The 13,693-nt window shown below is 63.1% G+C and carries 12 protein-coding genes and 1 pseudogene; 5 read left to right on the forward strand and 8 right to left on the reverse strand.

Annotated elements, in window-relative coordinates; all coding sequences use genetic code 11:
* Positions 1 to 171: 171 nt before the first annotated feature.
* On the reverse strand, positions 172 to 363 hold the full coding sequence (locus J7I92_RS22355) for a hypothetical protein (protein ID WP_214844093.1): 192 nt from the start codon (positions 361 to 363) through the stop codon (positions 172 to 174).
* Between J7I92_RS22355 and J7I92_RS22360 the strand changes: the two are divergent.
* Positions 308 to 469: pseudogene (locus J7I92_RS22360) on the forward strand (IS3 family transposase); the annotation flags it as partial. The gene J7I92_RS22355 and the pseudogene J7I92_RS22360 overlap by 56 nt on opposite strands.
* 437 nt (positions 470 to 906) lie before the next feature.
* Here the strand turns inward: J7I92_RS22360 and J7I92_RS22365 are convergent.
* Entirely contained in the window at positions 907 to 1,920 is a 1,014-nt protein-coding gene (locus J7I92_RS22365; protein ID WP_214844050.1) for an isopenicillin N synthase family oxygenase, read from the reverse strand.
* A gap of 236 nt (positions 1,921 to 2,156) precedes the next feature.
* On the opposite strand from J7I92_RS22365, the gene J7I92_RS22370 reads away from it, so the two are divergent.
* Complete coding sequence (locus J7I92_RS22370; RefSeq protein WP_214844051.1) at positions 2,157 to 2,450, forward strand: hypothetical protein; 294 nt, start codon at positions 2,157 to 2,159, stop codon at positions 2,448 to 2,450.
* A gap of 79 nt (positions 2,451 to 2,529) precedes the next feature.
* On the forward strand, positions 2,530 to 3,033 hold the full coding sequence (locus J7I92_RS22375) for a hypothetical protein (RefSeq protein WP_214844052.1): 504 nt from the start codon (positions 2,530 to 2,532) through the stop codon (positions 3,031 to 3,033).
* 794 nt (positions 3,034 to 3,827) lie between these two features.
* Here J7I92_RS22375 and J7I92_RS22380 read toward each other — a convergent pair.
* Positions 3,828 to 5,552, reverse strand: coding sequence for a tetratricopeptide repeat protein (locus tag J7I92_RS22380; RefSeq protein WP_214844053.1), 1,725 nt, complete (start codon positions 5,550 to 5,552; stop codon positions 3,828 to 3,830).
* A 109-nt stretch (positions 5,553 to 5,661) separates the two neighbouring features.
* On the opposite strand from J7I92_RS22380, the gene J7I92_RS22385 reads away from it, so the two are divergent.
* Both J7I92_RS22385 and J7I92_RS22390 read left to right on the forward strand, forming a co-directional pair.
* Positions 5,662 to 6,318, forward strand: coding sequence for a peroxiredoxin (locus J7I92_RS22385; RefSeq protein WP_214844054.1), 657 nt, complete (start codon positions 5,662 to 5,664; stop codon positions 6,316 to 6,318).
* A 6-nt stretch (positions 6,319 to 6,324) separates the two neighbouring features.
* On the forward strand, positions 6,325 to 6,654 hold the full coding sequence (locus tag J7I92_RS22390; RefSeq protein ID WP_214844055.1) for a hypothetical protein: 330 nt from the start codon (positions 6,325 to 6,327) through the stop codon (positions 6,652 to 6,654).
* A 1,050-nt stretch (positions 6,655 to 7,704) separates the two neighbouring features.
* On the opposite strand, the gene J7I92_RS22395 is transcribed toward J7I92_RS22390, so the two are convergent.
* The 5 genes from J7I92_RS22395 to J7I92_RS22415 all read right to left on the reverse strand — a co-directional run bounded on the left by J7I92_RS22395 (position 7,705) and on the right by J7I92_RS22415 (position 13,637).
* Positions 7,705 to 8,109, reverse strand: a complete 405-nt coding sequence (locus J7I92_RS22395; protein WP_214844056.1) for a hypothetical protein — start codon at positions 8,107 to 8,109, stop codon at positions 7,705 to 7,707.
* 244 nt (positions 8,110 to 8,353) lie between these two features.
* Positions 8,354 to 9,190, reverse strand: coding sequence for a hypothetical protein (locus J7I92_RS22400; RefSeq protein WP_214844057.1), 837 nt, complete (start codon positions 9,188 to 9,190; stop codon positions 8,354 to 8,356).
* A complete protein-coding gene (locus J7I92_RS22405) occupies positions 9,187 to 12,369 on the reverse strand; it encodes a VWA domain-containing protein (protein ID WP_214844058.1) in 3,183 nt (1,060 codons plus the stop codon). Before J7I92_RS22405 ends, J7I92_RS22400 begins: the two co-directional genes overlap by 4 nt.
* Positions 12,370 to 13,080: 711 nt before the next feature.
* Positions 13,081 to 13,389, reverse strand: a complete 309-nt coding sequence (locus tag J7I92_RS22410) for a hypothetical protein (protein WP_214844059.1) — start codon at positions 13,387 to 13,389, stop codon at positions 13,081 to 13,083.
* Positions 13,368 to 13,637, reverse strand: coding sequence for a DNA/RNA non-specific endonuclease (locus J7I92_RS22415; protein ID WP_214844060.1), 270 nt, complete (start codon positions 13,635 to 13,637; stop codon positions 13,368 to 13,370). Before J7I92_RS22415 ends, J7I92_RS22410 begins: the two co-directional genes overlap by 22 nt.
* Positions 13,638 to 13,693: the final 56 nt, after the last annotated feature.

Genomic DNA, 13,693 nt, shown 5'->3' on the forward strand with positions numbered 1-13,693 from the left:
CGCCGCACGAACCTACCGGGCGTGGAAGAAACGCCTGCCGGCCCTGCGCACCATCGAAGACGCACGCATTACCGACGCGCTGCGCAGCTTGAAAGCCTCTGATGTAAAAGGACGCCCCCGGCCGCCGCCTCACTCGTACACCCCGTCGCGATCGCACGCCAGAACGCCCGCTCAGTATCCCGCCGTAATGACGGCTTTCGGGGTGATCTCATCGCAGACCTGCCCGTCAACGCTTTCATCCAGCCTGCCGGCCTCCCATCGCTTCCTCCGAATCGAGGTGTTGCGACGACCGGTTGAATCCGTCCAGTACACCTCGGCCTCATTCCGCGCGCTGGTGAAGGAACTGGGAATGCGCTCGTCCATGGGTCGCACCGGTGTGTCCTGGGACAACAGCCAAGCGGAAACGTTCTTCTTGGCATTGAAGAACGAGCGCGTCTACCGTACGGGCTACGCGACAAAGGCCCTGGCCAGGCCATGCGCGACCTTATCCGGTACAGCCAACGAGGTCCACTACAGTTACCAGCAGCCAGCCATGTCAGCGTACAAAACCAACAAATCCGCTGTCCGAAATCTCCTACGCACCCCGTTCCGGTCTAGACACCACTTTCCGTTGCCGTGGGTACTGACCCACAATCGTTCTTTCGGGACTGATGGGGTGAGGCGCACAAATAGAGAGAATCGGGCGCCGCGGGCCAGTCGGAGAGTCCCCTTGTACGTCCAGACAAGTCCGCATGGTCTCGCGACTGCTGGCTGCACTGGACGGACCGGCCAACAGTTCTGGTAGCGGACGCCCTATCGAACCGGAGTGTCTGTATAACACTTTGAGGCAACACTGGAGTCCCTGGGGAGCTGCGGGGTCCAGGGCAGGCCCACCCCGCGCGAGGCTGGTCATTGGGACAGGCGCCGTCAGCCCTTCAGCAGGTCCGCGTGGTGCACCGCGACAACGTTCGGGTGGGCCCGAAGCCGATAGCGAAGGGCGTTATCCCCGTACGTTTCCAGAATCGGGTTGTTCATCGGGTCAACCGACAGGCCGCGCGCCTTGGTTTGAAACTCCGGGCTCACCGCGAGCTGCGGCATCCTCGAATCCAGTGCCGGATTGTAGAAGAACGGAAGAGAGACCCGGTCGGTGCCGCGAGGCGGCGAGACCACGCGATGCAGGGTCGCCTTCAGGTAGCCGTTCGTGGCCAGCTCGAGCATCTCGCCGATATTGACTACGAAAGTTCCGGGCACCTGCGGTGCATCGATCCACATCCCCTGATACTCGACCTGGAGGCCGCCCTTCCCGGGCTCCACCAGGAGCAGCGTCAGCACCCCGCCGTCGCGGTGGGAGCCGACACCCTGCATGGGCTCCCTGTTGGACGCCCCCGGATAACGTACAACTTTGAGCATGGGGAAAGCCCGTGCGGCGAATGCCGCGTCGAAAATGTCCTCAGGCGCTCCGAGGGACACCGCCAGGGCCCGCAGGAGAGTCAATGAGATTGTGCTCAGCCGCTCCGTCCACCCGGTGACAATCTCCCGCATTTCGGGCAGCGCATCCGGCCACAGGTTGGGCCCTTCGAGGCGCCAATAGTCCGCGACGCCTGGGCCCGGCGCCACCGTCTCCCGCTCTACGCCGATGTCGATCTGCTCGCGCCAGTCGACTGCACCGTCCGTGAGTTCGCCGCCGACACGGGTGTAGCCACGGAACTGCGGGCTGTGGACATTCTCGATCGCGAGCTTCTGTTCTTCGGGCAGCTCGAAGAAGCGGCGGGACACGTCCAGCATTGCGTCCGTGAACTCCTGCGGGATGCCATGGCCGGCCAGATACAGGAAACCGACCTCATGCATGGCATTGCGCAGTTCTTCACGAAACTGGGACGCCGCCTCCGCGCCCGCGTTCAATCGCGAGAAGTCCAGTACGGGCAGTGTTTCGAGTGGCAACGTCTCAGTCCTTTTCACCAAACTTGGCAACCAGCACCTGCATCTACTTCAATGTTACGGCCGGCTACTACGGCGGGCATGAACGTGTCGAAATACCGCATCCGGGCTGACCCTGAACCGGCGCAAATTTCCTTCCGGTGTCCAGTCCTGCCCGGACACCACTCCGCGACCATCAAGACCGGTGGGTGCCTACGGCTGAGCTACCCACTGGGGCACTTCACACCTGGAGTCAGCCCGTGGTCGTTCGGCAGGAGCTGCTGGCCCCCACTCCGGGCGTGGACTGGGGACCAGAGAGAACCTACAACGTGGACGAAGACGGTAGCTGCACAGTGCTGTACCAACTCACACTTCAAAATTCCGGGTCCCTCGAGGAAATCTGTAGCATCGTCCAGGGAGAACGGCTGACCGCCTTGTGGCCCACCATGATCCTGCCCGCACGGTGCAGACAGCTCTGGGAGACAACCTTCCCCCAGCTCCCCGCCCACCACGAAGCGAAGGAACACCCATCGTGGACCACTCTCAGCGTGTAGGGGCCAAGATCTCCCCTGCTGTTCTGGCAGCTGATGGCTTCATCCTCGCCGGCGGCCAAGCGAAGGTTGCCGGCGTGAGATGACAGACGCACTCCAAGCCTCCGGCTACGCGGTCGAGATCACCCGACAGTACGACGAATTCGCCAGCGTCACCGTAGGGCACGATGATGAAGCCGTCGTCATCGACCTTGGCCTGGACTGGTGGGAGAACTCACCCGCCATCATCGACATCGGACCGATGCTCTCCCTGAACGACTCGGTAGCGTCCAAGCTCCTCGCCGTCTACAGCCGCGGATACGCCCGAGACTTCCTCGACGCCTACTCCATCATCACCAGCAGACGCTTCACGAACCAACAGCTCATCAGACTGTGCCAACGTCGAGACCCGAACCTGCACCTGCCAATGTTCGCAACATCCATCACCAGGCACCGGACACTCCCAACCACGGAATACACCAAATACGGTCTGCCAGCCCATGAACTCCCAACCCTCAGTTCCACCCTCCTGGACTTCACCGAGACAATTCACAAGACCATCCAATACCCCCGCGGGGCCTACGACGCAACCGCGGCCAACAGTTAGGGCGTCAGCAGGCGGCCGCCCAAAAAGTTGACGTCCAAGATGCGGCTGCGGCCGTCAGCTCAGAGCCGTCAGTCACTCTCAGTACGCCCCCACCGCCCTCACGCGTCTGCTCCGTAATCAAGTCGCCGGCTTTCGGGCCTGCCTGTCCCGTGCTCGCTTAGCGAATCCCGCTGTCAACAACCAACGTGATGTGAACGGGGGTGTCCGAGATCACCACTGGCTGGATAGCCGTCGAAGCGTAACCGCCGACGTTGCTCGCTCTGATCACGTAACGACCGTCAGGCAACGTGAGGTGGAAGGCACCGGTGCTATCGGACAGTGTTGAGCCCCCGGACAGCTTCCCCGTCCAAGGCGACAACGGCCGCCCCTGAGACGGGGCGCGGCGGACACTCCAGACCAATACGTTCGACAGGACAGACCGGGGCGGTCAGGACGAAGCCGGTAACGACCCCTGACGAAGCGCTTCACTTCACCCACCAACATTCCAGCACAACGTGGCCGCCAGACGGTTCAACAACTGGTGCACAACACCGGGTATCCACCCTCCCCGGACAGGCGGAGCTCCCTTCGAGCAGACTCCTGCCACACGCCCGACTCCGCCTTCGCCAGCGCGGCCCTCATTCCACCGCGCGTGGGTAAAGGCCCCGAGCATGGCGTAGTACTGCATGCCGAGCAGGATCATCGGCGGCTGCTTTGAGAGTGCCCGTTCCTGTTCGAATGGTGTCCAAGGGGAAAGATCCAAGGTCGTCCTGCCCGGTCGAAGACGTTGATGCATTTGTCGAAGTGAATACCGCCTAGCCGGCAAGAGACTTTCCGATCGTCATTGGCGATCTTTGTGCCGCTCGAGCTAGGCAGCGCTGCTCATCTTGGCGCCTGCCGAGCTCGGAAAAAGTAGCCGCCGCCTCCCGAAACAGGGCGATGGCTTGATCCTCGTGACCCTCTGCGCGGCGCAGGATGGCTCGTGCTTCCCAGAGGGCGGCGTGCCACGGTCCGCCAGGCCACATGCCAGCGAGCTGCTCGGCATTGGCGAGCCGGCGGCGGGCTGCGTCCAGCTTCCCTGCCAGTGCGTAATTCATCGCCACGGCGACTTGATAACCCATCGAGCACGGCGGACAGACGCTCCTGCCGGCCAGAGCGGCGTCGGCTCGCTCGATGATGCGGACCGCTTGCGCCGGAGATCTGGCTGCCTCAACGAGCACCCCGTATAGGCGTACAACGAGGTGCGGCTCAAGCCATGTGGACGCGGCGACAGCCAATGCGCGACTGGCTGCCCGAGCGGCCTCCTCGGGCCGATCCTGCGCGAGGTCAACCTCAGCCAGTCGTTGCAGCGTCACGATCTCGCCGGCCGGTGCCCCGGCCCGCCGGTGCAGCTCGAGCGCGGACTGGAGCAGACTGCGCGCGTCGCCGAGCTCGCCGGAGAACAGTGCCGCCTCCCCCAGCAACAGGTCGGCGATCGCCTGGCCACGCACCGAGCCTGCTCGCTCGGCTATCGTGCGCAGACGCGCTACCCGCCGCGCAATATCCCGGTGCCCGTCCGGCCCGCACAGGCAGAACTCGGCGATGCACAACTGCGCGTCAAGAATGTAGCCGGAGCGCGCGGAGTCGTGCCGTGTGAACTCCACGAACTCAGCCTCAAACACCTCGGGCCAACGATCCTGCATGTTCGCCGCGATCGCCAACACCGCACTGGCCTCGCCGATCTCTCGGCCCAAGGTCGCTTCCATGGCCAGGTCCCGTGCACGCCGGGCGTATGAGGTGGCTTCGATGAGGTCGCCGCTGTTGAGTGCGATGAGTGCTCGCGCCAACGTGACCCGCGTGCGATTCTCAACGCGTCGGCTATCCTCGGCGATGGCCTCCTCGTAGACCGCAACCGTCGCCGCCCCTGGGCCGACGCCCAAGTCCGCACGCAACTGTCGACGGAGTCGCTCGAACTGACGGATAGCGCCCTGGCGATCGCCGGCGTCGAGCGCGCGAACCATGATCGCGCGGTGGGCGTCCTCGTCCGTTGGCTCGGCCTTGACCACGTCGTCCCACCGAGCCGCGGCCTTAAGCAGACGCAGGTACAGCGTGCGCAGCCGATCGCGGGGGTCCTCGGACCACACAGCGAATCGATCACCAGGAAGCAGGTCGCCTCGATACAGGGCGAGCGCCTCGGCCAGCCCTGCCGATGAGGCGAGCGCGGCGCGCCCGTCCGCTTCGAACCGCTCCGCGTCAATGGAGACCTCGGCGTCGGGCAGCAGCACCAGCAGGTCGCCGCGCGCCTGGACGGCGTCTGACGAGCCGAGGGCGGAGCGCGCGAAATGCATTGCTTTGCGTAGGTTCGAAGCGGCAGCCTGCCCGCTGAGATCGGGCCAGAGCAAATCGGCGACGACGTCCCTATGCAGCCGATGCCCTTCCGCGAGGGCGAGGATCTTGACGAGCCCGGCCGCCTTGGTCCGTTTCCACGCGTTGCCCGGAACCGGCCGGCCGTCAACCACGACACGGAACGCGCCCAGCATGACGACGGCGCACTTCTCCACGCCCTTATGGTAGCTGGGGGAACGGTCGGGGAACAGGGTCACCCTACCGTTAGAAGTGACGGCGAGCCAATGGGCTCCGTCACTACATCACAACGCCCAGGAGGACAAAATGGGACTGCAACTCGGTGAGATCACACCCGATTTCTCCGCCAAGACGACCGCAGGCGACATCCGCTTCCATGACTGGCTCGGAGACTCATGGGGAGTGCTGTTCTCGCACCCGAAGGACTTCACCCCGGTCTGCACGACTGAGCTCGGCTACATGGCCAAGATCAAGCCCGAGTTCGACCGACGCGGAGTCAAGATCATCGGCCTGTCCGTGGACTCGACAGCTGATCACGAGCGGTGGGCCGCCGATATCGAGGAGACGCAAGGGGCCCGCCCCAATTACCCCGTGATCGGCGACGACGACTACACCGTGGCGAAGCTTTACGGCATGCTCCCGGCAGCCACGTCCGGGGACGCCAAGAGCCGCACGCCCGCGGACAACCAGACCGTCCGCAACGTGTACGTAATTGGGCCGGACAAGAAGATCAAGCTGATCCTCGTCTACCCCATGACGACCGGACGCAACTTCGACGAAGTGCTTCGCGTCGTCGACTCGCTTCAGCTCACCGCGAAGCACCGGGTGGCGACGCCGGTCAACTGGAAGCAAGGCGAGGACGTCATCATCGCCGGCTCCGTCCCGAACAGCGAGGCCCGCGAGATCTTTGGCGATTGGAAGGAGCCAAAGCCGTACATTCGGATCATCCCACAGCCGGTGTGATCGCGCATGAGAGCGGACACTGACGCGACCCTGAACCAGCCTGCTCCCGCCAGCCTGTCGCATGCCGAAGTGGACCCTGTGGCGGCACACCGCCGCGCGCTGGTCCTCCGTCGCTTACTTCCTCACGAAATTCCGGACCCTCAACCCAGCGGCAACTCCGTTTATCAGAACGACGCCGAAACCCTGACAGACACATCCGGTGCCCGCCAGCCCCTGAAGGAGAAGGAACATGGAACCGCTATCGAGGGCGTCGTCGACTCGGGCGGACACTGGGTCCCGGTGTCGGCGACACCGGCACAGATCATGTTCGGCGCCTGCATAAAGAGAATTTTCTAGGCCCTGACGGCGAAGACAAGCGCATCCCGTCGAGGCGCGGCCCCGTGGATCTACGAGGAACCCTGCCCGTGCGCTGTTCAATCCCCGACGCGCATGGTGTCAGTTAGTTCTGCGGAGGTCGTGGGACAGCGCGCAGCCCAGGAAGCCTCACCCATCAGCGGCGGCACCGCGGCCGATCCGGCAGCTTAAGGCGGAGTCATTCGTGATGCCGCAGAACACGGGGTACCGCCAGCAAAGTCTGGTCGAGTCTCTGGCGCTGTGACGCGGTCGGGTAAATTTGCCGTTTCACGGGCCGACTCGGTCGGGGCAGACTTCTGCGGTTGGACGATCGGTGGCGGCGGCGGAGGAAGGAGACTTCGGGTGGCGGCTGCAAGGGCTGCTCCGAGTAGGGCCGTGACCAAGGCTGTGGCAGCGGATGCTGCGACTCCCGTCGACCCCAGTGCCAGCCGGCTCACGTTGTAGAGATCAGCAAGGCGTTCAACGCCCTCGTTCGCCTTGCGGAGCCATCAAGTCGGCCCCCACGCCAAGGGTTCCACACATCATGGCGAGCTGCACGAGCAAAACTGTCAGCGCCCCTCTAAGGTCTCCAGACGGGTTATATGGAACCAATACAGCAATGGCCTCGGACGTGCCCAGCACCATGAAGAAGCGGACTTTGGTGCGCTTAGACACCGTCATCAAATCCCGGGGAGAGGCGCCCGCCGCTTAAGACGCGGCAGGTTCAGTAAGGAAGTGGGCAGAGCTCATGGCCACCAAGGGGCAGTTCTACTGGCCGTCAGTGGGCATTTTCGTGGCCGCCTATTCGGCACTCCGCCGATACGCCTCGGCGATATAGTCTTCGAGGTCAGTGACCCCTATGCGCCACACTCCCCGGCCGCCGATCTGGATGGCGCGCAGATCCCCGTCTTCACTAAGGCCCGGATTTAGTTAGGGCTCACCTTCAGCTCTTCGGCTGCTGGCGACATAGTCAGGAATCGGCGCTTCTTGGGTTCGTCGAACACCGGACCATCCTATGTGCGACCAGGCGGTGACCGGCGGCCAGCCACGTGCTCAGTTCTTGCTCCGCCAGGTCCAGAAGCGTGACCCCCATAAGATGGCGGTGAGGGCTGGTGGGACGGCGACGGCTGCGGCGGCAACATGCCTAAGCAGACTGTGCGGCACCGCCAATGCAGCTCCGCCTACAAGCACCGCGGGCGCTGCGACAAAGGCCACCACCAGTGCGGTGCCCGCGGTAGATCGACCATCCTGCTGCAGCGATTGACGCTGCAGAGCCGGCAAGAATGTACAAGCTCCCACCCTGGCTGCCGCAATCATCGCCGGTTCAGGCATGAACCCGAAGAACGTGGACCGGAGCAGTCCCATCGACACGAGGATCACGGAGGCGGCGATAAGCAGCACCCAGAGTAGCCGTTCGGGCCAACTCCGGCGGCTGGGGATTGAGGTGTGGTGACTCATTTTTTTACCCCGGGCTTGGAGTATCTGGCACCTGTCAATCCATCTGCTATCCCTTATGACCAGTATGCACAGTGGTGGCACGGCAGATAAGCTGCCGTGCCACCCAACCGTCTCTAACCGGCAGTCCTGGTCTTTACCCGCGGCGAACCTGCGGTTGCAAAGCGCTGCGGACCCAGTAAGCAGGCATGCGGAGGGCCACGTACATCTAGGCCTCGCCGCTCTGACGATTCCAGGATGCCACTCGTCAAAGTCTTCGCAGGATCCAGGTTTCAAGCTTGTCTGCACTCCACGACGGTGCCCTCACTAAAACCATGTCCCGGTCCTCGCGCAAGACCTTCTTTACGCCGTCCTCGCCCGATAACTCACTGACCAAGCGGTCCACGTCACGTGACCGCCCGTGGGCGAGTTCGTCACTCAAGCCAATCTCGAAGTCATATCCGCCCGGTTCGTCCCGGATGTCCTCGATCTCAAGCAACGGCTCCGTTTCCTCGGCCTCGCCATTGACACTTTCAGCTTGGTGCAGTTGTTCAATCAAACTTCGCGCGTAGGCCGCGATTCTGTCGTCCGGCGACTCCCGGGTGCCGCGCACTGACGCGCGTGCTTGAGCCACCGGTAGATCGGGCAGGAAGTTGTGTACGTCGCCCCTGCCGCTGACGAGGACCGGGTGGTTGTTGTAGACGTAACGCTTTACGCGGTCCCTGGCTATCTCCCACCTGGCCCTAGGCGCGTGGTTCAGCGCTATTGCGGCCAGGTAGGACACGAGGCCGTCCAGGAGACTCAGGGATTCGAGGGATAGGGTTCGCTCATCCTCTGTCGTGTATCGTTCCCAAGAAGGCCATGCCTCCCGGGCGACCGAGGCGGGGTCGGTAGCGCCCGGGGCGTCCCGTCTCGTCATGCGGGACAGCAACCAGCGCCACAGTGGTACCAGGCTCTCGAGGCTTCCATCGAGGAGCGCATCGGTATCCTGCCTGTCTTCATCCAGGCGCTCCCGGAGCAGCGCGAGCGCTGGTCCACGTTCGTCAAGAAATTCCTGGAGGGCGGCGGCTGCCTCGGGCTTGGTTAGGTCGCGATAATTAGTCATGGCAGATGGACAATGTAGGGGATACCTTTATCGGCAAGCAAGCTCAGTACGCGCGGGTCGGCGCCAAGTGAACCGGTCGGGCCTGCCACGAAGTGCCAGACCACGCCTTCTATCCGCACGTTCTCGCCAGTTGTGTCCGCGACGATTGCGGCGTCCTTTTCGATCTGCCGTTGGATTCTGGATCGGAAGGGGACAAACCCGGACTTGACCTCACGCATAACGGAGTCCTCGTCAATCATGTCCACGAAGCGCCCGAAGCTGAATCCTGGTGCCTTGCGGTAGAGCTGGCGTTGGTCGGAGGCCACATCGAAGAGGGCGACAACTGCGTCCTCTGCCTCCCGCCAGTGGCTAACAAAGGGGATGGAGGCCCCGACACTTCCGTTGGAACGCCGTAGCGCCTCGACTATGTGGTCCGCACCGTGCCGCGAGGAGGCGAGGCGAAGGAAGCTGGCCTCGCTCATCCCAGGTGAGGCCTTGCGCAGCGCGTCCCAATTGCTGTTGATACCGGCAATAATCTGAGCGCGGGCGCTGGTGGGGAAATCGTCAAGTTTGGCGATCGCCGCGACAACATCATCAATCAGGTGCGCACTGCGGCCGAGGAACTTGATGACCTTCGCAATGATGTTCGCGGTGTCCCCTACATATGGCACTACGCCGGCGAGGGACATACCGGCGGCGACCCAGTCACCTTTCACGGTGTTGGCAATCAGGTCCCGTAGATCGAGGATCGCCCCGACAATCCAGCCAACGACCGGAATGAAGCTGGTAGCGGAAGAACTGATCGTTCCAAGTAGGTACGGCACAGTAGTGCCGTCCCCGGCATCACCAAGGGCTGCCCCCTTAGCGAACTCGCTAGCCCATTCGTCCGGGCTCATCGGGTCATCGAAGACGACGGGGCTGAATCCTGCGGCCGTCTGACCTACCTCGGTGCCGTCACCGTACCCATCGCCGTCTGTGTCGCCGGCCAGGGGGTCGGTCGTCCAGGTCAGCTCATCGGAGTCTCCTAGCCCATCGGCGTCGGTGTCGGCGCGCCATACGGAGGTGTCCTCGTCGAGTTCGGCGGGGTCAGTGAGTCCGTCGCCATCCGTGTCCGGCTTTGCAGGATCGGATAGCACCTGGAAAGTGTCTGATGCTGTTGGGATGCCGACTGCGGCGCCGAGGGGACGCACCTCGTCGCCGTCTGGCAGTCCATCCTTGTCCGTGTCGGCGTCAAAGGGGTTAGATGTGTAGCGCAGCTCAGTGCCGGGGCTGTGCGCGCCCTGGATCTCCACGCAGTCGTTGAGGCCATCCGTGTCTGAATCTAAAGTGACGCCCTCGTCTCCGCCTGTGTCATTACTGATGCGGCGGAAAGCCTCGGGCAGCTCTTCGGCGCTGTCGACCTGGTAGTACTGGCCGCCGGTCTCGGAGGCGATGGTGCTGAGCAGGCCGGTGTTCACGGCATTTCCCAGGCCGATGGTGTAGATCGTGATGTAGGCCTGCTTGGCCTGGTCGAGGTAGTACGAGTTCCACGATCCGTCACCGTCGGTCAGCAGGATCATTACCCGCCCACGGTCCGGGTCGTTGTTATTGATCAGGACGCTGTTTGCGGTGCTGACACCGGCGGAGATGTTCGTGCCGCCAAAGTCGTCAATGCGGTCGATAGCTCCCTTGACCGCGTCCTTGTTCGTTGTGAGGGACTGCAGGACACGGGCACTGCTGTCGAAGTCGACGACGGCTGCGCGGTCTTCGGGCAGCAGCGCGTCGACGAAAATTTTTGCGGCGTCCCGGCGCAGACCGTTTGGGTCGTTCCAGCTCATGGAGCCGGACGAGTCGATGGAGAGGGCTAGGTCAAGGAAGACGACGTCGTCTCCCCCACCGTCCGTGCGCAGGCGGCACGGGTTCTCTTTTGCTTCCCAAGTCTGGCCCCAGTTGACGATGTCGAAAACTGCGTAGGTGGAGAAGTGGTCCACGGTAACGGTGACGGTACCCGCAGCAGCGTCTACGCGTTGCTCCGCAGTCAGGGGAACCCAGGTGTTGGCGTTCTCGTCCAGCCAAAACACGCGCGCCTTAGCGTTGGCGTCAGAGTGTGGCAGGGCGGCGGGGTCGTAAGGCAAAGTAATGTCGGCTTGGACCATCCCCTCGCCCGGGGACTCGAACTCGAAGGCCGGACCAACTTTGGCGCCGACTTTCGTGCGTAGGTCCTCGGCGGGCACGCTTGCAATCCAGGCACCCAGGGCAGACTGTCCCGTTCCTCTTACCTCGGCCGAGGCACGATCGGGGCCCTCTACGGATACGGAGAGCAGTTCGTCTGCGTCCCGAACGCCGTCACCGTCGGTATCCGGGTTGGTTGCATCCGTTTTGGCACGCAGCTCTGCGCCGTCCCGTAGCGTGTCGCCGTCAGTGTCGGCTCGCAGAGGGTCCGTTCGGTTGGTCGGCTCCTGGGCGTCGTTGAGGCCGTCACCGTCCGTGTCACGGTCGACAGCGGAGGTTCCCGCTGACTGTTCCCCTGCCGCCGTGAGCCCGTCGCCGTCGTGGTCTTCCTCGGCGTCACTGGTTCCATCAGCGTCGGTATCCGCTTTGTTCAGCGCCAATACGGCCATGGCGTTGAACTCAAAGGCGTCCCGCAACCCGTCGCCATCGGTGTCGAGCGACAGTGGCGAGGCACCCACGCTCAGCTCCGCGCGGTCCGGTATGCCATCGCTGTCACGGTCCCCGTCGTATGTAATGCCGAGCTCGGCCAGCGCGTTCGTGCCGTGCCGCCAAGCAGTACCGAAGTGCGCCTCAGCTGCAACCGGCAGCCCCTGAGCCAGGGCAGCTTTCGCCTGTTCGAGCGCTTTCTCGGCTGAAGCCAGCTCCTTCTCCGCGTCTACACGCTCTGAAGCGTCCTGCACTACAGATGAACCTGCCGGCGAAGAGAGAGCGGTTCGCGTGTCCCCAACCGCCGTCTCGGAAGTCAGACGATCCGCGAGCAGCAGATCTATCAGAGCGGCGGACAGGACCTCTTTGGCGACCGTGTCAGTGGCTTTGCCGATGGCGGAGTCAAGGTGCGATGTTAGCTGGAGGTCATCGAGGAACGCTTGTTGACCATTGAAATCCTCCCGGTAGCGTACGCCGTCAACGTAGCCGCCGATGGTTCCCGCAACTGCATCGACGCGGGCCGGCCCCGGTGTCTTCAACTCTGCTGGTTTCAGTGAAGCCACGAGCACGTCTTTTGCCCCCGCGCTCGTGACCTCGAAAGACGCGGTGGCTACTGAGGCAATATCGTTAGCAAGGCTGTTTGCAGCCTGAACCGGCCCTGCAGCGCCAACGATCTGAGATACTGTGGCGAGCGCCAGAGCGAATGCGATACCTGCAGGTTTTACGAATGGCAGCCCCACGTCAGCCCCTCGAACCCATAGTCGCGGGCGCTCCGGCCAACGAAATCTGATTATCTGCCTTCACGGTCAGGCCATAACCAAGTACCGGGCTGACAAATCCTTGGCCAATCAAAGAAATCAGCTGTACGTCATGCACTGATTGATGTGTAGAAAAGTGGCACTCTGCGCGCCGTCCCCCATTAAGCATCGTTGCTCCCCAGCAAGCGTTTGGATAGTTGAGCCCAAAGTACGGGAACAAATATCAAAAGAATAGAAAAACCCGATGAAAAATGCTGCAAACAACATGACAAGCTGAGTCAAAGGCCGCGACAAAGTTTGGGTGGAAGTTTGAGTACCCGGAGAGTAGTCGCCCTGTCGATCGCAACATGATTTCAACGGGCTGCTTCTACTACAGCTTGCTATGCCCCCACTCCGGCTGCTCAAAAGTCGAACGCAACTCTCGTTCACGTTGGGCTGCAGTGGGCCGGCTAAAGGTGACCCCAAACAACTGCTTCCCGCTGTTCCGGATACGCTTGCTGTCCAAGTTCAGACCGGTCAGCCTGGCGAGTGCGGCGACAATAGCGCCTGGAACGTCCGGAACGGACCCAGCGGCGGGACGTCCTCGATGGCTCCGGGCCGTGGCACCTCCGGCAGGTCGGCCAGCTGCGGGGACTGGTCCACCACATACCCGATGGCCGCCAGCTCGCCCTGGTGGATAAAGGCGGCGACCTTGAAGTAGCCCAGCGTACTGTCCACGCCCCGGTAGACCGGATCGAGGGCGCTGAAGATCAGGCCGTGAAGACCCCGATCCGGCTGCGGTATTCGGCTGCGTGCTCCTGCAGCTATGACTCGACGCCCAGCCAAAGTTCCAGGCCCTGGTTAAACTTGGCCGCCTGCGGGGCGGCGTTGGTGTAGTGGAAGGTGTCTTCGTTGGCCAGCTCAGCCTCGGCCAGGCTGTCGCCCCAGACGGCCGAGGACCGGCGGACCAGGTGGCCGCAGTCGATGTCGTTCCGGGCGTAGACCCGCTCCCCCGTCTGCTGGTCTGCGGCGAGACGGGCGTCCAGCTTCCAGGGAATACCCCCGGTCCAGGTCCATGAGCTTGCTGCCGTCAATCCCCACTCCGGTGACAGCCGCCAGGACACTGGCAGCCAGATGAACGATGGGCCAA

The sequence above is a fragment of the Arthrobacter sp. ISL-72 genome (assembly GCF_018613755.1).
In the GTDB taxonomy this organism is placed as follows: Bacteria; Actinomycetota; Actinomycetes; order Actinomycetales; family Micrococcaceae; genus Arthrobacter.